Source organism: Janthinobacterium foliorum, assembly GCF_978021625.1.
Genome location: NZ_CDXDQE010000006.1, coordinates 33,933 through 56,418 on the forward strand (window position 1 = coordinate 33,933; position 22,486 = coordinate 56,418).

18 protein-coding genes are annotated in these 22,486 nt (G+C 60.7%); 8 read left to right on the forward strand and 10 right to left on the reverse strand.

Features of this window, described 5'->3' with window-relative positions; all coding sequences use genetic code 11:
• Positions 1–24: 24 nt before the first annotated feature.
• Both ACZ92H_RS14170 and ACZ92H_RS14175 read right to left on the reverse strand, forming a co-directional pair.
• Positions 25–294 carry a PAAR domain-containing protein gene (locus ACZ92H_RS14170; RefSeq protein WP_131368884.1) on the reverse strand — a complete coding sequence of 90 codons (270 nt, stop codon included), beginning with the start codon at positions 292–294 and terminating at the stop codon, positions 25–27.
• A 15-nt stretch (positions 295–309) separates the two neighbouring features.
• On the reverse strand, positions 310–1,182 hold the full coding sequence (locus ACZ92H_RS14175) for a M15 family metallopeptidase (RefSeq protein WP_465049849.1): 873 nt from the start codon (positions 1,180–1,182) through the stop codon (positions 310–312).
• 188 nt (positions 1,183–1,370) lie between these two features.
• On the opposite strand from ACZ92H_RS14175, the gene ACZ92H_RS14180 reads away from it, so the two are divergent.
• A complete protein-coding gene (locus tag ACZ92H_RS14180) occupies positions 1,371–2,147 on the forward strand; it encodes a hypothetical protein (RefSeq protein WP_465049850.1) in 777 nt (258 codons plus the stop codon).
• Between the two features lie 29 nt (positions 2,148–2,176).
• Here the strand turns inward: ACZ92H_RS14180 and ACZ92H_RS14185 are convergent, their stop codons facing one another.
• Complete coding sequence (locus tag ACZ92H_RS14185; protein ID WP_465049851.1) at positions 2,177–2,506, reverse strand: hypothetical protein; 330 nt, start codon at positions 2,504–2,506, stop codon at positions 2,177–2,179.
• Between the two features lie 180 nt (positions 2,507–2,686).
• On the opposite strand from ACZ92H_RS14185, the gene ACZ92H_RS14190 reads away from it, so the two are divergent.
• From ACZ92H_RS14190 to ACZ92H_RS14205, 4 genes are read left to right on the forward strand one after another with little or no spacing between them, the layout of a single operon-like run.
• The gene (locus tag ACZ92H_RS14190) at positions 2,687–5,491 is read left to right on the forward strand and encodes a type VI secretion system Vgr family protein (protein WP_465049852.1); all 2,805 of its coding nucleotides are present in this window, start codon (positions 2,687–2,689) and stop codon (positions 5,489–5,491) included.
• 14 nt (positions 5,492–5,505) lie between these two features.
• The gene (locus ACZ92H_RS14195; protein WP_465049853.1) at positions 5,506–6,441 is read left to right on the forward strand and encodes a DUF4123 domain-containing protein; all 936 of its coding nucleotides are present in this window, start codon (positions 5,506–5,508) and stop codon (positions 6,439–6,441) included.
• A 21-nt stretch (positions 6,442–6,462) separates the two neighbouring features.
• Complete coding sequence (locus tag ACZ92H_RS14200; RefSeq protein WP_465049854.1) at positions 6,463–9,210, forward strand: T6SS effector BTH_I2691 family protein; 2,748 nt, start codon at positions 6,463–6,465, stop codon at positions 9,208–9,210.
• A gap of 8 nt (positions 9,211–9,218) precedes the next feature.
• Entirely contained in the window at positions 9,219–9,914 is a 696-nt protein-coding gene (locus ACZ92H_RS14205; RefSeq protein WP_465049855.1) for a putative type VI secretion system effector, read from the forward strand.
• 176 nt (positions 9,915–10,090) lie between these two features.
• Here the strand turns inward: ACZ92H_RS14205 and ACZ92H_RS14210 are convergent, their stop codons facing one another.
• From ACZ92H_RS14210 to ACZ92H_RS14220, 3 genes are all read right to left on the reverse strand, one after another.
• Positions 10,091–10,327, reverse strand: coding sequence for a hypothetical protein (locus tag ACZ92H_RS14210; protein WP_465049856.1), 237 nt, complete (start codon positions 10,325–10,327; stop codon positions 10,091–10,093).
• 5 nt (positions 10,328–10,332) lie between these two features.
• Complete coding sequence (locus ACZ92H_RS14215; protein ID WP_131368892.1) at positions 10,333–10,572, reverse strand: hypothetical protein; 240 nt, start codon at positions 10,570–10,572, stop codon at positions 10,333–10,335.
• A gap of 654 nt (positions 10,573–11,226) precedes the next feature.
• Positions 11,227–12,699: a hypothetical protein gene (locus ACZ92H_RS14220; protein WP_465049857.1), complete on the reverse strand. Its 1,473-nt coding sequence runs from the start codon at positions 12,697–12,699 to the stop codon at positions 11,227–11,229.
• A gap of 295 nt (positions 12,700–12,994) precedes the next feature.
• Between ACZ92H_RS14220 and yddG the strand changes: the two genes are divergently transcribed.
• Positions 12,995–13,900, forward strand: coding sequence for an aromatic amino acid DMT transporter YddG (gene yddG, locus ACZ92H_RS14225; RefSeq protein WP_465049858.1), 906 nt, complete (start codon positions 12,995–12,997; stop codon positions 13,898–13,900).
• Between the two features lie 377 nt (positions 13,901–14,277).
• Positions 14,278–16,509 (forward strand): NADP-dependent isocitrate dehydrogenase, encoded by a 2,232-nt coding sequence (locus ACZ92H_RS14230; protein ID WP_131368895.1) that lies wholly within the window; start codon positions 14,278–14,280, stop codon positions 16,507–16,509.
• A 107-nt stretch (positions 16,510–16,616) separates the two neighbouring features.
• Here ACZ92H_RS14230 and ACZ92H_RS14235 read toward each other — a convergent pair whose 3' ends face one another.
• The 3 genes from ACZ92H_RS14235 to ACZ92H_RS14245 form a co-directional block, all read right to left on the reverse strand.
• Positions 16,617–17,060 (reverse strand): DUF411 domain-containing protein, encoded by a 444-nt coding sequence (locus tag ACZ92H_RS14235; RefSeq protein WP_465049859.1) that lies wholly within the window; start codon positions 17,058–17,060, stop codon positions 16,617–16,619.
• Positions 17,061–17,311: 251 nt separating this feature from the next.
• Positions 17,312–17,710, reverse strand: a complete 399-nt coding sequence (locus ACZ92H_RS14240) for a hypothetical protein (RefSeq protein WP_465049860.1) — start codon at positions 17,708–17,710, stop codon at positions 17,312–17,314.
• Positions 17,711–17,765: 55 nt separating this feature from the next.
• Complete coding sequence (locus tag ACZ92H_RS14245; protein WP_465049861.1) at positions 17,766–19,106, reverse strand: sensor domain-containing protein; 1,341 nt, start codon at positions 19,104–19,106, stop codon at positions 17,766–17,768.
• A gap of 261 nt (positions 19,107–19,367) precedes the next feature.
• On the opposite strand from ACZ92H_RS14245, the gene ACZ92H_RS14250 reads away from it, so the two are divergent.
• Complete coding sequence (locus tag ACZ92H_RS14250) at positions 19,368–20,990, forward strand: hypothetical protein (RefSeq protein ID WP_465049862.1); 1,623 nt, start codon at positions 19,368–19,370, stop codon at positions 20,988–20,990.
• A gap of 76 nt (positions 20,991–21,066) precedes the next feature.
• Here the strand turns inward: ACZ92H_RS14250 and ACZ92H_RS14255 are convergent, their stop codons facing one another.
• On the reverse strand, positions 21,067–22,431 hold the full coding sequence (locus tag ACZ92H_RS14255; RefSeq protein ID WP_465049863.1) for an amino acid permease: 1,365 nt from the start codon (positions 22,429–22,431) through the stop codon (positions 21,067–21,069).
• Positions 22,432–22,486: the final 55 nt, after the last annotated feature.

The window sequence follows — 22,486 nt, forward strand, 5'->3', positions numbered from 1 at the left end:
GTTCCTTGCAGTGGCGGCCGGATCTCATAGCTGATCCGTGGTCGCTTGCTGGCTGGCGATCAGTACCGCGCCACAACTGGTCTTGTCTCCCTGGCGGGCCACCGGCCTGCCATCGACGATCCAGCTGGCGTCGCCGCTGACGATGGGACAGGTGCCATGGCCCGGCCGCGGGCATGACACCTTGTCGCCCACGCGCGCGATGCCAATGCCGCCGCTGTCCGTCACCGCCGATGCCTCCAGCACGCTGCCGCCATGCGATGTTTTATCGCCCAACCTGATTACGGGACCAGCCATATGTGCTCCTTCCAATCATCGTTGCTGTTTCATCACCCCAGGCACGCGCAGTTCGGTGTGGCCGAAATCCATCATTTTCCAGCGGCCCCCCCAGGTCATGCCGACCGATTCGGCCACTTCACCGTACAGCTGATAGCCGCGCATGGCCCAGGGGTCTTTTTCCGAGATCACCAGCTTGCCATCGCGCAAAAAGGCGCAATCGGCCGCCAGGCCATACTGATGCCAGCTCTGGAACGCGGCCGCATTGGTGACATTGCTGCCCATGTCGGCCAGCATGTTTTGCCGTTCCGGGCTGCGGTAACCTTCCAGGATGGCCATGTCGTAGCCATGTCTTTCCTTCATGATCTTGAACACCAGCAACAGTCTTTGTGCGTATTCGGCATGGAGCAGCGTCCAGTTGCGGCTGGCCGATACCAGCATCGGCCGCACTTGCTGCACTTCCTCGGTGGCGAACACCAGCGGCGGCAAGTCCACCGGCGGCACCAGCTGTTCGCCTTGCAGCAGGGCCGACACTTGCGTATTCATTTCGCGCGTCGAGACCTCGTACCCGCCCAACACGCTCTTGCTGCTTGCCAGCAAGGCGATCAACGGTGGCAAGCACATCACCGCCGCACCGCCCAGGAACAGCAGGTAATGGCGGCGCACGAACGCCGCGCTGCCGAGCAGCCTGCTGGCGCCGCCACGGCGCAGCGTGTCCAGGCCGGCGTTCCTGCGCCGTGCCATCCGACCGAGCCGCAGCGCGAAGCTGTGTTCGGCCGTCGCCAGCGCCCGCATCAGCAGTTCGCGGCCGGATGGAAACAGCACGAGCCAGCTGATCAGGCATGCCAGTAAAAAATACAGTGCCACCGCGAATAAAAACACGCCCACCCCGTTCGAGAAAGGTGCCATGCACGGCAGCGGAATGCCGCTGTGCCAGCGTTTGCGCTAATATTGCCGCTGAGTATATCTTACTAACTTGCTAATTATGGGGGCTACATTTCAATTGTGCGCCGGGTATGCACTATTGATTTCCTAACATGCGTCACGCTTTTTTTTATTGTCGTAAGGTGTTGCAAATATTGACAGGAGTTAAGATTTTGCAAAGCAATGACGACAGCCCACGGCCATCGACAAGGCCCAGCTTATTGACGCCCGCGCAGCAGGCCGAGGCGGACCGCAGCCGCATACTCAGCCATCTCGAAGGCGGCAGGCGGCCCGCGCCCGCGCCCCATGACGGCAGGCGCGCGCGCCGCTGGCCTGTCTGGGGGGGCATGCTGGCCGGCGCCGTGCTGCTGCTGGCCGCCGGAGCCTGGCTGGGGCAACGCGAGTCGGCGGCCGTGGCCGAACCCGTCTTGGCTGGCATGGTGCCTGCAGCGGAAACACCGGCCGTGGCCGCCGCTCCCGTCGTCGCCGCGGCCAGCATACGCGAGGAAGAACAGCCGCCGCCGCGGCAGAGCCTGAGCGAAATGCTGGACGCCGACTTGCCAGCCCCAGTCCCGGTTTCGGCACCCGTGCCCGGTTCCAGGGATGTGCTGAGCAAGGCACTGGAAGGCCCGCAGAAGAGCGCGCCCAGGCCGGCGCGCGCACCGCAGAAAAAAACACCGGCAGCACCGCACAAGTCCGCTGGTCGGGAGGCCAGGCCCGCCGCCACGCCGGAGCAGGAAAGCGACGTGGCCCTGCTTGCGGCCTTGGTATCGCATGCCCAGGCCGGCACGCCGCCCAGACAAACGCCGCCCAGCCTGCAAGTTCAGCTGCAACAATGCAGCAAATTGAAGCCGGCGGCGGCGGAGAGTTGCCGGCAGAGAACCTGCGCCGGCCATACGGGCAAGCCGCCATGCAAGGCAGCCAGGACTGTAGCGAAGGGCGCGCAATGAGCGCGGCGCTGCAGGAACGGTCGCGCTCGTCACCTGCACATGCTGTGGACCGATGCGAGCAAATCATTGTCCGTCGGGGGCAAGAACTGGCGGATTTCGGCCTGCCCGACAATGACGGCTAGCGCAGCAGCGAAGGGGCGGGAATGGTCGGCTCGGCGCGTTATTCCCGCTACCGCACCCACCTGGCGCGCGGCCACCGCGTCTATGTGTTTGTAGCCGTGGAAGAAATACGCGGCCAGGAAAGCGAGGCAGTGCATGGCCATCAGGCAATCCATGCGCTGGCCTGATGCGCGCGGTGTGCCGCATGCGATCTGCACCGGCAACGCCGGGCCCCGCGCAATGGCAGCGCGCTTGCTCATGGGGGCGGCCCACGGAGCCGGCCATGCCGGAGCTGCGCGGCCTTAACGGCACGCAATGATTGCCGCCGTCCCGATTTCAATCGAAACACGCTTGCTTCAACGAAATTTCTAGGGTGTAATGGTTTTTGTAAAAGTGCTTATTTGCTAATTTTTACGGGAAACCCCGTGTTGGAGTTCCGGATGTCCATGTCCTTGCCCGCCAGTTTCACGCAAGCCAGCAGACTGCTGCAACTGACCACGCCCCTGGGCGCCGACCGCCTGCTGGCCGAGTGCGTGCGCGGCGAGGAAGGCTTGAGCTCGGGCTTCGTCTTCCAGATCGCGGCCCTGTCCACGGACGCCGCCATTTCGCTGCGTGCCCTGATAGGCCAGCCGGCCCTGCTGCAACTGATGACGGCTGCCAGCGCCGAGTCGCCGCGTCCGTTCCACGGCCACCTCACCGCCGTCGAACTGGTTGGCGCGAACGGGGGCATGGCGCGCTATCACCTGACCCTGGAACCGTGGAGCGCATTTCTGGCCCACGGCCGCGACAGCCGCGTGTTTCAGGACATGACGGTAATCGATATCCTCGACGCCCTGTTTGCCGCTTATCAGGGGCAGGGCAAGCTGGCGCCGGCCTGGCGTTTCGAGATTCTCGACCGCGCGGCATACCCGAAGCGCAGCCTGAGCACCCAGTACCAGGAAAGCGACTGGGCCTACGCGCAACGCCTGATGCATGAGGAAGGCCTGTTTTATTACTATGAACATAGCGGCGATCCGGGCAGCCCCAGCCTGGGCAGCCACTGCCTGGTGATCGCTGACCATAACGGCGCGTTCCAGCCGAATGCCCAGAGCAGCATCCATTTCACGCAGCCGGGCGCCGTCATGAAGGTTGACAGCATTGACCGCTGGCGCACCGAACTGCGCCAGCAGACCAATGCCATTGCCATGGGCAGCTGGGATTACCGCGCGCTCGACCAGCGCGTCGCCTGCGCGGCAGGCCAGGCGCAGGGCGTGGAACTGCAGAGCCGCGACGCGCCAGGGGCCTATGCCTACGCCACGCGCGAACAGGGCCTGCGCATCGCGCGCAACCAGCTGCAGGCGCTCGAAGCGGGCAAGGAAGTCCACGTGGCGGCCGGTACCGTGCGTACCCTGTCGCCCGGCACCACGTTTGTCCTGCAGGGACAGCCGGTGTTCGACCAGGCCGGCAGCGACGACGAACGCAGCTTCCTGATCGTGCGCGCGGTGCACCTGATGCACAACAACCTGAGCGCGGATCTGCAGTCGTCCATTGTGCAAACGCTCAAGACGGGCTTGCTCGATGCGGCGATCCGCAAGGAGCAAGCCGGCAGCCTGCACCGCATGCCCGCGCTGCTGGGCGCCATTGCCGAACGGCCCGTGTACCGCAACCGCATCGATGCCATCCGCAGCAATATTCCTTATCGCGCCAGCGGCAAGGACCAGCACGGCCATGTGCTGCATCCGCGCCCGACCGTGCAAGGCCAGCAGACGGCCGTCGTGGTGGGCCCGGCCGGCGCCGCGATTCACACCGACCGCGACCACCGCATCAAGGTGCAATTCCACTGGCAGCGCGGCGTCATGAGCCACAGCCGCCTCGACCATCCGCCAGGCGGCAAGCATACTGGCGCGCCCGGCGACGACAGTGCCGGCACCTGGGTGCGCGTGGCCTCCACCATGGCGCCGGTGGCGGGCGCCAACTGGGGCGGCCATGCCTTGCCGCGCGTCGGTCAGGAGGTATTGATCGATTTTCTCGAGGGTAATATCGACCGGCCGCTCGTCATCGGCACCGTCTACAACGGCGAGGGCGCGGTCGATGCCCAGAATAACCGCGTGGCCCATGGCGCCGGGCCGGCCACAGGCAATGCACCGGCCTGGTTTCCCGGCGAAGCAGGCGCGCATGCCCACCCGGCCGCGCTGTCCGGCATCAAGAGCCAGGCCATGCAGGCCAGCCAGCAGGGCGGTGCGGCCTACAGCCAGCTGGTATTCGACGACAGCCCGGGCCAGCCGCGCGTGGCCTTGCAGCGCCATGCGGGCGCCCACCAGGGTACTGCCGAACTGAACCTGGGACACCTGCGCCATCAGACGGATAACCAGCGGCTGGCCGCCGCCGGCTTCGGCGCCGAACTGAAAACCGAGCACAGCGCCGCGCTGCGTGCGGGACAGGGGCTGCTGCTGTCGACCGACGGGCGTGGCAATGCCAGCGGCACGCAGATGGATACCAAGGAAGCGACGGCCCAGATCGAGCAAAGTCTGGCCCTGCTGACGTCGCTTGCCGAGACGGCGCACAAGCACAAGGCGGTGCTGAACGCCGGCCAAGGCCAGACGGCAGCGGCGTCCGATACGCTGCCGGCGCTGAAGCAAGTGGTGAACAGCCTCGACATGCTCAAGGGGACGGCGGGCACGGGCGAGAGCCCGGTGACGGCCTATGGCGCGCCCCAGTTGCAATTGTCCAGCCCGGCCGGCATAGCCGCCACCACGCCGCTCAGCGCTCTTTTCGCCGCCGGCAATACCAGCAGCATCGCGGCAGGACAGGACATCAATTTCGGCGCGCAAGGCAACCATTTTCACGCGATCAGTGCTGGCATCAGCCTGTTTACCTTTGGCAAAGCCAGCCAGGCCGACAAACCCAACCAGGAAACCGGCATCCGCCTGCACGCCGCCAGCGGCAAGGTCAGCAGCCAGAGCCAGTCTGATGAAACAAAATTAACCGCAGACAAGGCCGTGACCGTGGCCAGCGTCAGCAAAAGCGTGCACATCAGCGGCAAGCAGCATGTGCTGATGACAGTGCAAGGCGCCTATATCAAGCTCGAAGGCGGCAATATCGAGATTCATGGCCCGGGCAAGATGGAATTCAAGGCTGGCATGAAGGAGTTTGCGGGGCCGGCGAGCAGTAGCGCGGCAATGCAATTGCCGGCAGGTGACATAAAGGGGTGCGAGCAATCCAGCAGGAATGCCAGCGCCACCCAGGCTGGATCACAAACACTATAGCCCGGGGAATTTGCATGGAAGCGATGACCGAGACGCTTGCCAGCCTAGCATGGGAAGCACCACTTCAGCTGCTGCATAAACAATTTTATGACACGGCACATGACCGATGTCTGTTGTGGGTCAATCCTGCCCAGGGAGATCCATTTTCTTCGCACGCGATCGTGCAGAAAAGAAAAATAGTTGTGCCCATTGCCCACCCCCGTTTCGACCAGCGGTTCGCGCCTTATCTGATCGAGCTGGCGCTGGATGAGTATGCCGACGCCGAGCTGTTCAAAATGAGTGTCGAACTTGCCTGGCAATCCTGGGGCAAGGACAGTCTGTTGGCGGGTAACGGTCAGACGATCGCCGGATGGATCATCAGTGACGCAGCGCCGGAAGACCTGGCCCGCCATTGGGCCAGCCATTGCTACATTCATGCGGTGCAAGGTTTGGAAAAATTGCTCAGATTTCATGACCCTGGCGTGCGTGAATGGTTATGGACAGTGATGACCGTCGACCAGCGACGTCAGATGCTGGGACCTGCCAGCAGCGTGATCGCATTGGATCGTCGGCAAAACCTGATGCGGCATGCGCTGGATAAGGACGGCGCGTCTGCTTCCCATGCGGCGTCAGGCCAGCGGCTGATATTAAGCGCGGCACAGTGGGTGCAGGTGGATGATTATTCCACCGTCCATGCCGCGTGGTTGAGGTGGGGGAAAGCGCTGCCAATGCTATGGGAAAAGGCGGTTTTTTCAGCATTGGCCCATGCAACGCGGTATGGCATCGTCGATAAAAAAGACCGTGAATTATTTGCTTTGCATGTTTTGCAAATCGGCAGTGATTTCCATGATGATCAGCGCCTGCAGGCCGTGTGGAGAATGACGGGCGCCGGCGAATTTTACGGCGCTGCGCTCGAAGAGGTGACTGGATGCCCTGCAGATCAATTACAAGATTATTGGTCCAGACAATAAGATAAAGAATTCAGGAAAATCATGGCATTTACTAACCCAAAAAACCCGGAATGCGAAAACTGCAATAAGTCCGGACTGGCTATTCTGCCTGTCCGATATGCCGTTGTGCCCAATAATATTGATGCGGCACTGCCCGATCCGCTAGGCAATAAAGTCACGGATGTCAAACTCAAGCATCACAAGTATGCTTTGCGCACCCTGCGTCAGGGATTTGTCTATCTCTTTTATGAAAAGCATGCGCGTGGCAGTCAAATAAAATGGGAAGTGTACAGCGTCTCCGAGGCGGGGACATTGTGGAAACAATATTTTACCGGTGGTCTCAAGCCAGTAACCGTTGAGCCGGTCTGTTCGCGCAATGGGCATAATATTCCTGCCTCGATCATATCGATAGAAAAGCCCGAAAAATGTGGCAAAGTCTGGCTGGCATTTTCAGACCATGCGTGGAGCAAGGAAACATTTACGCTGTTTGCCTCTGACGAAAAATTGCGCGACAGGCGCATGCAGACTTTTCTACCTTCGGTATGGATAAAGGCCGGCGGTTATCGGCACGGGCTTCCCGCCAGCAAGGAAAATATCGAAAAGGTCATCGAGTATAAGGAAAATTTCAATTCAACGAGTCTCACCGGGCTGCCGCTTGGGGAAATCAGCACGGTGGAGGGCATCTACAATGCCGCAAGACTGAAAATGGAAAGCACTTGCCATGCATTGCACCTGAGGAAAGGCGAAAGCGAAAAACTTGCTGGCTTGATGCAGACGGTGGGTGAGGCAAAAAACGCCAAGGCCAATGCGCCTGTCATTATCGCCCTGTGGGATGCGTTCGGCATTACACATGAACTCAATGGTTTCCGGAATGAGCCGGCGGGATGGATTAAAAAATACAGTGAAGAACGAGAACTGGAACTGACCGCATTGCAAGGCATCGAAGGCATCAGAAAAACCTTGGAAAATGCGGCGGTGGCGAACGAAGAGCAACGCCAGGAGGATACGCGCAATAATGCGCCGCAAATAAGCTCAACGAAGGGGCGCCGCGATCGGGCAGCAACGTTGGCGGAACCGCAAAGAAGTCGTGAAACCGAAATATGTGATTTGCTGGACCAGTGGGCCCGGGAGCAGGTACCGCTTACCATGGGTTTCAGCGCGCGCCTGAACGATGCCAATAGCTACCCCGAACCAGCGCGCAGCATCAAGGTTGCCAAGGTGAAGGCGGATGCAGACAGTTTTATCGCCAGACGAAAGGAAAACGCTCCTGCAATGGTGGCGAAAGCCAAAGAGCTTTCTTGGTCGAAATATGAGGAAAGGCTGGAGCCTGGCGCTTATCAGGAGTTCAGGAAGAAATATGATGGGCTGCTGGACGAAGCAAAGAATATGATCGATGAAAGAACGCATGATCTCATCATGTGGCTGGAATCAAGGGCCTTGATTAATTATTTGAGTGAATTTAATGAAGAGAGTATCGGCGACGGGATTGCATTTGAGGATAAGATAGGCAGCGCGATAAACGGCATGAATTCGAGTGTGCAGGGGCAGGAGAAAATTACCGAGTGGGTAAAGGAAATGAAGGCGCATGAGACAAATCTTCTTTGGCGCGCCCTGTCCTTGAATCAAAAAGAGCTAGCTGAACAATTTAATGCTGCGCTGGCAGAAGCTGGGACGAGTTTCAGCGAGGTTGGCAGGGCCAGTATGGATTTCTTGGCAGCGCATGTCAGAAAGGCCTGCGATATCTACAAGAAGGTCAATACCATGCAAAATACCCTGCTGAAAGCTGCAGACGCTGCGGAGGGTATCAAGGTCATCAAGGTGGTCGAGCTTGATCGCTTGTTCATGACCGTTGGCGATTTGCTGTTCAGGCCTTTTATGAAGAGAGGGGCGGATTCCACCGCTGAATATGCCGTTCGAGGTCTGATGATGGCGCGTGCCGGAGTGGAACCGGATCGTATCATCAGTGCAATCGAAATTCAGGCTAAGCAGGAAGGTTTGGCCAGAGCAGATATCGTACGCCGCCTGTCGACAGCAAAAAGCTTCATTGGATCGGGGAATGATTTAAAAAGCGAAAAATATGCGGCATTGGAAAAAAAATGGATGGAAGTCAAGGGCGATGCGACAAAAGGGCCAACAGCGCTGAAGGAAAATCGGCTGTCGCTGCTGGTCGCGACCTTGGAAATTATCAATCTGGTAAAGATTGCCTGGGAATTCAAGGATAATAAAAAGACACTGGGCGAGTTATGTGCTGCCATATGCTCGACAACTGCCGCAATTCTTGATATCGGCGCCAATGCGGCGAAGCATCTGGTCGGCGACAAGGTATCGGTGACATTCCAATATTTAAAGGTATACGGCGGTGTTCTCAGTGCGGCAGCGGGTTATTACTCGGCCGCCAAGGAGGCGGAAACAGGAAGAAAATATCTGGATAAGGAAAATTATCATCTTGCGGCTCTTTATTTTTCCAAATCGGTAGTGCAGTTTATTGCAGCAACACTCGGTTTGCTTTCAAGTTTTTCCTATGCGGCACCCTTGCTGAAAGCCAGCAATCAGAAAATCATGCAGTGGACAGGATCAAGGCTTTTGTATTATCGCCTGTTTAGCATGACCTGGGCGGTCCGTCTTAATATGGTGGGGCTGGCCATTACCCTGATTATATGGATAGTAGTGCCGGATGCATTGAAGGAATGGTGCGAGAAATGTCCGTTTGGAAAGGAAAGGGACAAAGGAACGAAAAATCCGCAGATATTGTTGGAGGAGCTTGGTGATGCTTATCAAAAAATATCATGAGGAATAATATGCCTGAATTATCTTACCAGCTGGTCAGTGGAGTCATCAGCGATCTGAAGACGTCCAGCATGCACGTGAATTATTTGAAGAATGCTGAGTCGTTCAAAAAAATGGCCGGCTTGACGGCTGTGGCTCAGGCTGCGGCGGGGGAGCCTGCTGCTGTCCACAGTGCACAGGCGGCGGCAAGCGAAGGAGATCCGGTGACAGGTTTTACCATGCATGTGGGTGGCAGGCCGGTTACTGGAAGTTTTTGGGAAGTTGATTTCAGGGATGGAGACGAGGTTCAGGTGGTTGGATACGCAAAAGGCCATGCCTTTATCGCTGTCGCAGTCGTCGATGTGAAGCAGGGGAAAATATGGATGCAGCCACATTGCGAACGCGGGACACTCGCCAAAAAATACCATCTTTTGAAATGCTGTGGGTATGCTTTTATTGGCTTGTATGTTTTTGAAATTTTATTGGGATATTTTACGGGCTTCCCAATATGGTTTGTTTTGCTTTGTTCTACTTTCATTAATCCAGTTATCTTGTTTGTAACGGTTGGCCTGAGCTGGAAGGATTTTATGGGTTTTGCAAGAGAAATGAACAGGGTGGGCAGGGCACTGGGGATCGCCGCGCCGGAAAAAATTGATCTTTTTAAAAGCACCAAAAAGTCAAGGAAGTCAGGAAAGCCGGATTTGCCGATGGGCGTGTATTATTTGTAAATCTTATGCGGAAAATGGACGATGCTGCAGGTTTTCTGATGGGCCGCTCTGCAAGCGGGAAGGAAAAATGACGAATTTTCATGTGGCCAGGGCTACTGCAAGGCATCGAAAAAATCTTGCGAAAAAACCATTAAAGGTGGCATTGCAGCCGCCAACCATGGCATGCCCGAAGCGCACTAGGGCTTCAAATGGCCGAGAAGCAGCAAATTCTTTTTTTCATAGATGACCAGCATGGCAGCGCAAACGAACTCAATGTGCGACTGCAGGCCGATGGCCTTGCTGCGCTCCCCACTGGCAATGGCCAGTTCAAATGGGATCAGCGAAGCGTCGAGGTCACGATATAGACTGCGCAGCAAGCCATCTATTTCGTCAGTGCGAGCGATGGTGCTGTTAGCAAGGGCGTGCGATTTCACGCGCCTTATGCCGGCAGGCTCTGGCCGAATTCCAAATCGAACATGGCGCGCTGCACGGCGATATCAACGGCTGCTTCCCCGCAAGGGTAGCCGTCCGTGGAACGGGCGCCACCCATCGGCGCCAGATCGCGTTGCTGATCGAGGATTGTGTATTGCGGATACCAGGCCGATTCCAGCTTGAAGGCGGTGGCTTCGATGGTGAATTTTCCGTGATGGGCGAGGCGGGTAAGTAAGGTATTGTCCATGGTGTGGTCGATCTATTTCCTTGTTGTTTGATTCAATATTGAAGTGAAAAGCATTGCTGGTCTGTGCGTTTCAGCACACAGATCGATGGGCTGGCAGGCATTGAAAACGCCATCCAGTCCCTTGTCGAAAGGATTGCTGACGTGTCGCGCAGGCCCTGTGGATTCGATCTTCTGCGCATCCCGCAACTTTAGGGGCGCGGCTCGACCAGGCAACGCGCGCTGGCGGCCAGCCGCGCAAGTTCCGTTGCCAAGGGCGCCTGTTGCTGGCAGTCTGGCATGGGTGCCAGGAGCAGGTGCGCGGGCCGCCCATGGTGCGACGATGCGCAATCGGCAGTAAGACGGGCGACAAAGATGGTCCGCGATGCCGCCGGCCCGCATGCCAGCGCACCAAGCATGGGGAGAGTGGTCGTCACAGCGAGGGCGCAAAAGGGTGGCGAGTCACCGGGCCGAGAGCGCCAGCATGGCCAGCAAGCCGCGCCGGTATCTCATCGTTTCCTGTGCGCGCCGGAGCCGCTCGGGCAGGCGCGCCGCCATCGTTCCAGAGCGGCGGGCTCGTTAGCGAAGACTTCGCCCATCCGGACCCGGCTGACAGCGCATTGCTGGCCGTACCAACGGGCTGCGCCCGGTCATTCCCCGGCCATGTTCCTGCCTCCCTTAGTTGCCCACCGCCCGATCCGGAATAATCCACTGGAAATCCGTCAGGGTGAATGGTGCCAGGCAGGGGCTCTTCGGATTGAGCGAGGCGCGCAGGTTCGGGCATTGCGGATTTTGATAGCTGGTCACGCCCGGCGTCATGGCTTTAAAGCTGCTGGGCCAGCCCGCGTTCGCATGGCAGGTGTAGCAGCTGGTGCCGACGGGGTGCGTTACCAGTTCGATGTACGGATTGGTGGCGACGGGGAGCAGCTCCGGCTTGCCTTTCTCCGGGATGCCGTAGGCTTCCGTCAGCAGGTAATGCTGCCACGGGCCCGTGGCCTGGAGGCCGGCCGGGCGGTTGGCCGCATACGGCGTGCTGTCGGGGCGATCGGACCACCACACGCTTTGCAGGCCCCAGCTGGGAATTTCCTTGGTGTTGATGTGCATGGCGACCGTGACCAGATAGTCGCCGGCGCCGAAAGACTGGCCGGTCAGCCAGTAGCTGGCGGCGTTGATGATGGCCTTGTCGGCTTCGTCGAAACTGGCCCAGTCGGCCTCGCTCACCTTGTGATGGTAAAAATCCTGCAAGCCGTACACTTTGGCCAGTTTGGTGATGGTTGGCCATGGCGTGCTGCCATCATGCTGGTATATCCCGTGCAGGTAGCGCACCCGCGCCATCCGGCCGACCTGCTTGCCGTCGGGGTCGATGGCGACCGCGGACTTCCATTTTTCGTAGCCTGCATAGCCGGGAAACGTGGCGCTGAAGTCGTCGTGCCACACGGGCAGGGCGGTCAGGCCCGTGGCTTTGACCGGCCAATACATGTGCTTGGTCACGACATAGCTGGCGGGCGCATTCAGGTTATGCACGCGCTTGCCGGGATCATCCTTGCTGTACAAGGCGTTCAGGGTGCTTTGCTTGTAGACGGGTTGCCGGGGATCGCGGATGAAATCGAGCGCCTCTTTGCTCAGCGATTCGGTCGCGATCATGATATCGCCATTGAAGGCAAAGTGGATGCCGTCATGGATGCCGCTGACTTTGCCTTCCGGCGTGTACGCGATGGCACCGGGATACGTCTTGATGACCTGCGCCGGAACCGGGTAGACAGGCGTATGTTTGAGGTTGACGGGTGTCAATGTGCTCGCCCCCAGGCGGCCCAGGCGCCGCTTTGGCGGCTTGCCGCCCGGCGCGGCTGCCGCAGCGCTGTCGGTCAAGGGCGCCGTGTCCGCGAACGCGTCCGTGCCGTTGGGCCAGGTGTGCCAGACTGGCCAGTCAAGGCCGGCAGCCGGCTGCATGATGCCGGCCCACAGGCGCCAGCCGTGGGCGCGGACCACGGCATGGTCGCCTTGCGTGACGGCCGCCTGCAAGGCGCGGGTTTCGGCCGGTTCCAGGTAGCCGTAGCCCTTGGGAAATGGCTGGTAGGCGGGCGCGGCGGCTGCTGCGGTGGCGCAGAGCAGGAGCGCGAGGCTGGCGCAGGCTAACTTGGGAACGGACATATATGCTCCTGGTTAAGTTTAGTTGTTGTAAGACATGGTATCCGGAAATAGGTACGGGAATCTCCGCAATTGTCACCGCGGTCTTGGCCAGGCGCATGCGGGAAGATGCGTGCTGCCGCAAATAGGGCATGCCGGCAAAGCCGAGGCCATTGCCCTGGCCAGCGACTCAGTGTAAGGTCTTGCCAGCCCGGCGAGCGCGGGCCGGGCAGGGACGCGCCGCGTCCTCACGGCCTCGCGCCTGCACGCCGCGCGGGCATCAGCGGAGCCTGATTGCATTACCTGAATTGATATCATCATGAAAAACACCAGCAAGGCCACCCTGATCGGGCTGGCCGCCATCGTGCTGTGGAGCGCCATTGTCGGCCAGATCCGCAGTGTCAGCGACCTCCTGGGCCCAACCGGCGGGGCGGCGATGATGTACAGCGTGGCCTCGGTGTTCCTGCTGTTCTCCGTGGGCTGGACGAGGCTGGGCGACTTCCCGCGCCGCTATCTGGCCTGGGGCAGCTTGCTGTTCGTCGCCTACGAGCTGTGCCTGGCCTTGTCGATCGGCTACGCGAGCACGGCGCGCCAGGCCATCGAGGTCGGCATGGTGAATTATCTGTGGCCGACCTTCACCATCGTCGCGGCCATCCTGTTCAACGGCCAGAGGAGCAATTTCTTGATCGTGCCGGGCTTCCTGCTGTCCGTCGCCGGCATCTGCCGCGTGCTGGGCGGCGAACAGGGCTTCGACCTGGCGGGCAGCCTGGCCAACGTGCGCGGCAACCCGCTCAGCTATGGCCTGGCTTTTGCCGGCGCGCTGATCTGGGCCGCGTATTGCACCGTGACGGCGCGCATCGCGCAGGGCAAGAACGGCGTGACCCTGTTTTTCATCCTCGTTTCCGTCAGCCTGTGGATCAAGTACCTGCTGCAAGGCGGTGGCCACATGGCCTTCAGTGCCGAAGCCGTTATTTATCTGCTGCTGGCCGCCTGCGCCATGGGATTCGGCTACGGTGCGTGGAACGTGGGTATTCTGCATGGCAACGTCACCATCCTGGCCGGTGCCTCGTATTTCATTCCCGTGCTGTCCGCCGCGCTTTCGTCGCTGCTGCTGCGCGCGCCGTTGTCCCTGGCCTTCTGGCAAGGGGCGGCGATGGTGTGCGGCGGCGCCGTCTTGTGCTGGCTGGCAACGCGGGCAAGGCGCGTCAGGCCGGTCCTCACCTGAGTCCTGGGAAGATCTCGCCAAGCGACTGGCTGCCTGCGCGCGGCAAGGCCAGAAACGGGTGCCCGCGACACCGAAGACGGTGGTTTATTTTTTATTTGACATTTGTTTCCATTGTCTTATACATGCCGCGCGGGCCCGCTGGTGGCCATTTCCCGGCGGAAAACCGTGCCTGAAGCCCGCCAGCCCGGGATATTTGCTGTCTTATATAAGATTCCTCGCCATTGGATACACAAACAGCGGCAGGACAGTCTAAAATACGTGGTGGGCAAGCACGGCGTCACCGCCGGCACACTAGCCGTCCAAAGCAAGGCTAACCGTCCTGTGTTTGGAATGAAGAAAGTTAACCACCAGGCATCACCGCATACAAGGGAATGAACATGGCAACACAAAAATCCAAAATCATCTACACGCTGACTGACGAGGCGCCGCTGCTCGCGACGTATTCCCTGCTGCCAATTATCAAAAAATTCACCGCGCCGGCCGGCGTGGACGTCGTTTCCAGCGATATTTCGGTGGCGGCACGTGTACTGGCTGAATTCCCGGAATTCCTGACGGACGCGCAAAAAGTCCCGAACACCCTCGCTGAACTGGGCAAACTGACCCAGCTGGCCGACACCAACATCATCAAACTGCCGAACATCAGCGCCTCGCAAGGCCAGCTGATCGCCTGCGTGCGCGAATTGCAAGGCCGTGGCTACAAGCTGCCGGACTATCCTGAAGAGGCGAAAACGGACGAAGAAAAAGCCCTGAAAGCCCGCTACGGCAAGTGCATCGGCAGCTCCGTCAACCCGGTCCTGCGTGAAGGCAACTCGGACCGCCGCGCACCGAAGGCGGTCAAGGAATACGCGCGCAAGCACCCGCATTCGATGGGCGAATGGAGCCAGGCGTCGCAAACCCACGTCTCGCACATGCACCATGGCGACTTCTACCACGGCGAAAAATCGCTGACCCTGGAAAAAGCGCGCGACGTCAAGATGGAACTGGTCACGGCCTCGGGCAAGACCATCGTGCTGAAACCGAAGGTTTCCCTGCAGGCTGGCGAAATCATCGACAGCATGTTCATGAGCAAGAAAGCGCTGCTGGAGTTCTACGAGAAAGAAATCGACGACGCCTTCAAGACGGGCGTGATGTTCTCGCTGCACGTCAAGGCCACCATGATGAAGGTGTCGCACCCGATCGTCTTCGGCCACTGCGTGCGCATTTTCTACAAGGACGCGTTCGCCAAGCACGCCGCGCTGTTCGACAAGCTGGGCGTGAATGTCAACAATGGCATGAGCAACCTGTACGACAAGATCGAAACCCTGCCAGCGTCGCAAAAGGATGAAATCCTGAAAGACCTGCACGCCTGCCACGCCAACCGTCCGGAACTGGCCATGGTCGATTCGGCCAAGGGCATCACCAATTTCCATTCGCCCAACGACATCATCGTCGACGCGTCGATGCCTGCCATGATCCGTATCGGCGGCAAGATGTGGGGCGCCGATGGCCGTCCGAAGGACGTCAAGGCTGTCATGCCGGAATCGACCTTCGCACGCATCTACCAGGAAATGATCGGCTTTTGCAAATGGCATGGCAACTTCGATCCGAAAACCATGGGCACCGTGCCGAACGTGGGCCTGATGGCGCAGCAAGCGGAAGAATACGGTTCGCACGACAAGACGTTTGAAGTGCCGGAAGGCGGCATCGCCAACATCACCGACCTGGAAACGGGCGAAGTGCTGCTGACGCAAACGGTGGAAGAGGGAGACATCTGGCGCATGTGCCAGGTCAAGGACGCGCCGATCCGCGACTGGGTCAAGCTGGCCGTCACGCGCGCGCGCAACTCGGGCATGCCTGCCGTGTTCTGGCTCGACACCTATCGTCCGCATGAAAATGAAGTCATCAAGAAGGTCCAGGTTTACCTGAAGGATCACGACACCAGCGGCCTGGACATCCAGATCATGTCGCAGACGCGCGCCATGCGCTACACGCTGGAACGCGCCTTCCGCGGCCTGGACACCATCTCCGTGACCGGCAACATCCTGCGCGATTACCTGACCGACCTGTTCCCGATCCTGGAACTGGGCACTTCCGCCAAGATGCTGTCGATCGTGCCGCTGATGGCCGGTGGCGGCATGTACGAAACGGGTGCGGGCGGTTCGGCGCCGAAACACGTCAAGCAGCTGGTGGAAGAAAACCATCTGCGCTGGGATTCGCTGGGCGAGTTCCTGGCACTGGCCGTGTCGCTGGAAGACATGGGCATCAAGACGGGCAACGCCAAGGCAAAAATCCTGGCGAAAACCCTGGACGAAGCCACCGGTAAACTGTTGGATAACAACAAGTCGCCATCGCCACGCACCGGCGAGCTGGACAACCGCGGCAGCCATTTCTACCTGGCCATGTACTGGGCACAAGCCCTGGCAGCACAGAAGGACGACGCGGAACTGGCGGCGCACTTCGCGCCAGTGGCCAAGGCCCTGGCGGACAACGAAGAAAAGATCGTTGCCGAGCTGAAAGCAGTGCAAGGCAAGGAAACGGATATCGGCGGCTACTACCTGCCGGATCCAGCGAAGACGGAAGCCGTCATGCGTCCTAGCGCCAGCCTGAACGCCGTGCTGGACAGCATCTGATGCAACCTTGATCGGCAGTAAGTTTTATACCGCTGCCTGATAAAAAAAACGCCGCCGGAAGCGATTCCGGCGGCGTTTTTCATTCTCGCAGCGTGTTTGCAGCGTGTTTATTTGTACTGCTTGTAGACGCTGGTGCTGCCGTTGTTTTTCACCAGCAGCACATCGTAGGCATCCTTGCGGGGCCCTTCCATGCCGGGCGAACCCATGGGCATGGCGGGCACGGCCAGGCCTTTCGCCTTGGGCTTTTCACGCAGCAGCTGCTTGATGTCGCTGGCCGGCACGTGGCCTTCGATGGCATAGCCGTTGACCATGCCCGTATGGCAGGAGCCGAGCGCATCGGGAATGCCGGCCAGCTTGCGGTATTGCGCCGGCATCTCCACGTTTTTCGCCCGCACCGTGAAGCCGTTCGCTTCCAGGTGCTTGATCCATTCGGAACAGCAGCCGCAGGAGGCGCTCTTGAAGACGTCGATGACGGGCGCGGCCGCCATGGCAATGAGGGGCAAGCCCAGCAGGCCGGCGAAGGCGGCGCGCAGTAACAGAGGTTTGATCATGGTGTTATTAGGTCCAGTAAGAAGAAAAGCTGAGAATGCCTGTCAAAACCTGCTGTGCGTCGGCATGGGCGGCCAGCCGTGCTTGCCGGCCCGGCGCCCCGTACCTTCATGCGGTTGCGCTGCTTGGCCGCCTTTCCTTTCCGCTCGCTACGGTTTTGTCAGGTGCTGTTTGTCGATGCAAGGAGATTAAGCGTGCCACGGCAGACGCTGTCGGCAGCGGGCGTGGCGTGCAGGCTGCGCTGGCGCAGGCCTTATGCGTGCACGTGCCGGGGAGGGCGGCGCAAGCCGTCGGGGATGATGCCGTCGAGCAGGGGCATGGCGGCGCTGCTGACGCTTTCCGCGCCAGGCAGGACGGGCAGCGTGCCAGGCCTGGGCGGCGGCATGAAGGCGCCCATGCACAGCGTAGAGCAGGCGCTGCAGGTGGCATGCCCGCCTTGCGCGTCACTGTCGCCAGTCTGCTTTGCGGCTTCTACTGTCGCGGCCGGCATGGCGGCATGGCGGTGGCACGGGGCCATCGACATGGCCTCAGGCGCGGGGCTGGCCGGAACCAGGGCGGATGCGCAAGCGAACCCGAGGCCGGCCGTGGCCGCATGCAGCGGGACCGCCGTCATCAGGAGCAGGATCAACCAGGTTTTGAAGAGTCTGAGCATCGGCGCGCAGTATACCATGGGCATCAGTGCGTTTTGCCTGCCGGCCGCGAGCGTTTCAGCCGGCTGCGTGCAGGGACTTCGCGTCATACATGGCGCGGTCGGCGTGGCGCAGCAGTTGCTGCATGGTTTCGCCGTGCTCGGGATAGTGCGCGACGCCGACACTGACGGTGATCGGCAGCCGCAGCCCGTCGCCCAGGTGGACGGGCGCCGCCAGCGCGAGGTGGATTTTCTGCTCGATGTAGGCGACGTCGGCGCCCAGCGCCTGGTACTCGACGAGAATGACGAACTCGTCCCCGCCAAGGCGGGCCAGGGTGTCGCTTTCGCGCAAGCAATCCTTGATCTTGCCCGCCACCGCTTGCAGCAGCAAATCGCCACAGGCATGGCCATGCTGGTCGTTGACGAGCTTGAAGTTGTCGAGGTCGAGAAACAGCAGTGACAAGCGGCTTTGCTGGCGGTGCGCGCGCGCGAACGCGGTGTGCAGGCGGTCGTGGAACAGGCGGCGGTTTGGCAGCCGCGTCAGTTCATCGTGCATGGCCATGAAGTGCATCTGCTGCTGCAATTGCTGGCGTTCGATGGCGGTGGCCAGTTGCTTGGCCACGAACTGCAGCAGATCCTGGTCTTGCGCCGTGCATGCGGCGCCATCCTGCGTGCATTGCAAGGCCAGCGCGCCTATGCAGCCGTGCGATGCCTGCAGCGGCACGGCAAGGCAGCTGGGCGCCAGGGGACCGGCGGCGGCCTGCAAAGCCGGCGGCAGGTGCGCCATCCGCTCCGCTGGCAACTGCAGCATATTGCCGCTATGCAGGACTTCCTCGCACAGCAAGCCGGCCAGTGGTGTGGGCGGCAGCGCCGCACTGGCGTCGGCGTGGCTGGCCAGCCGGACTGGCCCCCCGTGTGTATCCTGCAAAACCAGGGTCAGCGTCCCCGCAGGCAAATGCTCGCCGATGATCTGCTGGACGCTGCAGAGCAGCTCGGGCAGCGCTTGCGCGGCATGTACCGCCTCCGAGATGGCATACAGCGCAGCCTGCTTTGCCTGCGCCTGCTTCAGCGCGCTGACATCGCGGGCCACGGCCACGCGCAGCTGGTCGGCGGCGGACCAGCGGGCTGACCACATGATATGCACGAGCCGGCCATCCTTGCGCAGGTAGCGGTTTTCGAAGTGTGTCTGAGCATGGCCATCCATGATGGCCCGGGCGGCTGCGAGGGTGCGCGCGCGGTCGGCGGGGGCGACCAGGTCGATCATCTGCAGTCCCACCATTTCCTGTTGCGTGTAGCCGAAGATGCGCTCGCAGGCAGCGCTGACGAACACAAAGCGGCCGTCCACGTCGACCATGCACACGGCGTCGAGCAACAAGTCGGTAAAGCTGGCCAGCGGCGCGCGCAGAATCTTGTGTTCCATAGACTTTCATTTTGAGACATTCCCAGCTGTGGCGCAACTTGTTCGGGGCCGCTGCGGACGCCGGCATGAAAATGTTTCATTTCCCCGACGCTCAGGTTTTACAGTTTGTTGCCGTTAATGCAGTATTGCCATGCAATGCAGGCCGCCATGCCGTACAAGGGGATGAGGGCTTGCCTGATTGCTATCATTTAATTGTAAAATATTTAACGGTATCGATATGTCATCCATGCACCCTACCTACTCCTGCAAGGCGACAGCGCCATGACGTCCATTTCTCCCATCAACACCTGGAATAGCCCTGCGGCGCGCACCTCCGCCACTCCTGGCCGGGTCGAGGCGCCGGCGGCGTCGCGCACGCCCACGCCATCGTCCATCGTTGCTCTCAGTGCCGAGAGCGGAAGCGGCGCGGCGGCACTGCAGCCATCGCCGCTGGTGTGGGAGAGCGGCACGCGCGACAAGGTCAGCGAGGCGATGACGAAAAGTTTTTCCTCGTATGCGTTCGGCGGCCGTTTCAGCGGCCTGGGCGAAGCCATGCTGGGCCAGCTCAAGCTGGGCACCTACAATATGTCGCAGGCGCTGCGCCAGCCGCCGCCGAGCACGACGCCGAACGTCTATGCGGCAGCCGCCATCGCACCGGGCGACCTGCATGGCAATGGCGAAGATAATGTCTCGCTTACCATCACCACCCGCAGCGGAGTGGAAGTGAAGTTGTCGCTCGATAGCCAGGGCGATGGCCTGGCCGTGAAGATGAGCACCAGCGGTGACCTCAGCGACGAGGAGAGCAGGGCATTGGGCGACCTGGCGAAAGGCTTCCAGGAAGCCATCGACGGCATGGGGCAGAGCACGCCGAAAATCGCGCTGGCGGGCCTGATGCAGTTTGACCCGCAGGTGCTGGCGTCGGTCAAGCTGCATGCGGAAGTGAAGGTGCGCGGCGAACCGGAAAGCGTGCAAACCCTCGATTTCCAGGCCGACGGCGCGCAGCGCTCCGTCAGCTTCAGCGGCGTGGCCGGCAGCGTGGACCTGAAGGTCGACGCCAGTCAGCTCGATACCCTGGGCAGCAAGGAGCGGCAAGCCAAGGCGCTGAACAGCTACATGAAGCAGTTCGACCAGGCCGCCTCGCGCGGCCATGGCGACGCGGGCCTGGTGGCCATGCTGAAGGACAGCTTTACCGCCTTGCACAGCAATACCGCCGCGCCGGAAGCCGCCACGGCCCTGCCCGAGACGGGCAAGTGGCGCCTGAAGGCCGAGGATACGGCCATCCTCACGGGGCTGGCGGATTTCAGCGCCAGCGTGTCGCAGGCCGTGAACTTCAGCAATCCCATGCGCAGTACGGAAAAGGACGGCTTTGACTATGAAGTGTCGCAGAAGACCACGCAGGCCGGCGTCAGCCAGGATGCGCGGTCGCTCAGGCAACAGCAGCAATCAAAGCTGAGCGCCAGCTACCATGAGTCGCTGGTGGCCGGCGTGCCGCTGCGCCTGACGACCAACACCCAGTCGCAGAACTATACCTACCACCAGATCGAGGATACGGCCAGCAGCGACGCGCAGGTGGCGTACAAGGATGGCAAGCTGGTGAAGGCAAGCTTGCGGCAGGAGGCCAGCCAGTCCGAGCACGTGACAAAATATTTCCTGGGCAAGCTTGAATCGGACAAGACGACGCCCGGCAACTATGCCGTGCTGCGCGACCTGCTTCCCGCGCTGGGGCCGTACAGGACGGGCGAGAAAGACACGACGCCCGAGGCGCGCATCGAACAGCGTAAGCAGGCCCTGTCGGCCTTGCGCGATGACGTGCTGCTGCAGTCCTATCCAGGCCAGACGATCAGCCTGTGGCAGGCCGATGTGCCGCCGGAAGCTGGCGCCAGCCAGGCGACTACGGCGGCCTGAGCATAAAAAAAGCCCGTCTTCCTGCGAAGGCGGGCTTTTTTTGACGGGTTTTTTTGCTGCGGCGGCGCGAAGCCGCTTATGCCTTGGCCTTGCTCTGCTTGATCGCGTAGCCGATGCCCAGGGCAGCGAGCCACACGGGAATCAGGTAGACGGAGATGCGCAGGCCCGGCGTCAGGTACATGATTACCAGGATGCCGGCCAGGAAGACCAGGCACAGGTAGTTGGTGAATGGGTAGCCCAGGCTCTGGAACAGCGTCGTCTTGCCTTCCCGTTTCTTTTGCGCGCGGAAGCGCAGGTGGATCCAGCTGATCATGGCCCAGTTGATGATCAGCGCCGAGACCACCAGGCCCATCAGCACCTTGAACGCTTCGCCCGGCATGAAGTAATTCACCACCACGCAGGCGCCCGTGGCCAGCGCGGACACGCCCAGGGCCGCGAGCGGCACGCCGCGGCGGTTCAGGTGCAGCAGCGCGCGCGGCGCATTGCCCTGCTTGGCCAGGCCGAACAGCATGCGCGTGTTGCAGTACACGCCGCTGTTATACACGGACAGGGCGGCCGTCAGCACCACCACGTTCAGGGCCGTGGCCACCAGGTTGCTGTCGAGCGCATGGAAGATCAGCACGAAGGGGCTGCCGCCCGTGACGACGTTCTGCCACGGGTACAGCGACAGCAGGATGCCCAGCGCGCCGATGTAAAAGATCAGGATGCGGTAGATGGCCTGGTTGGTGGCGCGCGGAATCGTCGTGCTCGGGTCATCCGCCTCGGCTGCCGTGATGCCCACCAGTTCCAGGCCGCCAAAGGAAAACATGATGACGGCCATGGCCATCACCAGTCCCTGCCAGCCATTCGGGAAGAAGCCGCCGTGCTGCCACAGGTTGGCCACGGACGCCTGCGGGCCCGCGTCGCCGGAGGCGAGCAGGTAGGCGCCGAAGACGATCATGCCGATGATGGCCACCACCTTGATGATGGCGAACCAGAATTCCATTTCGCCAAACACCTTGACGTTCAACAAGCTGATGGCATTGATGACGCCAAAGAAGATAAGCGCCGAGACCCACGTGGGCACGTCGGGCCACCAGTACTGCACGTAGAGGCCGACGGCCGTCAGTTCGACCATGCTGACGAGCACGTACAGCACCCAATAATTCCAGCCCGACAGGAACCCGGGCAAATGGCCGCAGTATTTGTCGGCAAAATAGCTGAAGGAGCCGGAGACGGGTTCGTCGACCACCATCTCGCCCAGCTGGCGCATGATCAGGAAGGCGATGACGCCGGCGATGCCGTAGCCCAGCAGCACGGAAGGGCCGGCCATCTTGATGGTTTGTGCGATGCCCAGAAACAGGCCGGTGCCGATGGCGCCGCCCAGGGCGATGAGCTGGATGTGGCGGCTCTTCAGGCCGCGCTTGAGCTCTTGTGGCTCGGTAGTGCCGACTGCCGTCATAGTGTGTGATCCTGATGTGCGGGGATAAAGTCGCTGATTCTAATGCATGGCTGAG

Bases quoted from the DNA above. Each gene is read 5' to 3' on its own strand.
- ACZ92H_RS14170 (WP_131368884.1), bottom strand. From the start codon at position 294: ATGGCTGGTCCCGTAATCAGGTTGGGCGATAAAACATCGCATGGCGGC.
- ACZ92H_RS14175 (WP_465049849.1), bottom strand. From the start codon at position 1,182: ATGGCACCTTTCTCGAACGGGGTGGGCGTGTTTTTATTCGCGGTGGCA.
- ACZ92H_RS14185 (WP_465049851.1), bottom strand. From the start codon at position 2,506: ATGAGCAAGCGCGCTGCCATTGCGCGGGGCCCGGCGTTGCCGGTGCAG.
- ACZ92H_RS14190 (WP_465049852.1), top strand. From the start codon at position 2,687: ATGTCCATGTCCTTGCCCGCCAGTTTCACGCAAGCCAGCAGACTGCTG.
- ACZ92H_RS14195 (WP_465049853.1), top strand. From the start codon at position 5,506: ATGGAAGCGATGACCGAGACGCTTGCCAGCCTAGCATGGGAAGCACCA.
- ACZ92H_RS14200 (WP_465049854.1), top strand. From the start codon at position 6,463: ATGGCATTTACTAACCCAAAAAACCCGGAATGCGAAAACTGCAATAAG.
- ACZ92H_RS14205 (WP_465049855.1), top strand. From the start codon at position 9,219: ATGCCTGAATTATCTTACCAGCTGGTCAGTGGAGTCATCAGCGATCTG.
- ACZ92H_RS14215 (WP_131368892.1), bottom strand. From the start codon at position 10,572: ATGGACAATACCTTACTTACCCGCCTCGCCCATCACGGAAAATTCACC.
- ACZ92H_RS14220 (WP_465049857.1), bottom strand. From the start codon at position 12,699: ATGTCCGTTCCCAAGTTAGCCTGCGCCAGCCTCGCGCTCCTGCTCTGC.
- yddG (WP_465049858.1), top strand. From the start codon at position 12,995: ATGAAAAACACCAGCAAGGCCACCCTGATCGGGCTGGCCGCCATCGTG.
- ACZ92H_RS14230 (WP_131368895.1), top strand. From the start codon at position 14,278: ATGGCAACACAAAAATCCAAAATCATCTACACGCTGACTGACGAGGCG.
- ACZ92H_RS14235 (WP_465049859.1), bottom strand. From the start codon at position 17,060: ATGATCAAACCTCTGTTACTGCGCGCCGCCTTCGCCGGCCTGCTGGGC.
- ACZ92H_RS14240 (WP_465049860.1), bottom strand. From the start codon at position 17,710: ATGCTCAGACTCTTCAAAACCTGGTTGATCCTGCTCCTGATGACGGCG.
- ACZ92H_RS14245 (WP_465049861.1), bottom strand. From the start codon at position 19,106: ATGGAACACAAGATTCTGCGCGCGCCGCTGGCCAGCTTTACCGACTTG.
- ACZ92H_RS14250 (WP_465049862.1), top strand. From the start codon at position 19,368: ATGACGTCCATTTCTCCCATCAACACCTGGAATAGCCCTGCGGCGCGC.
- ACZ92H_RS14255 (WP_465049863.1), bottom strand. From the start codon at position 22,431: ATGACGGCAGTCGGCACTACCGAGCCACAAGAGCTCAAGCGCGGCCTG.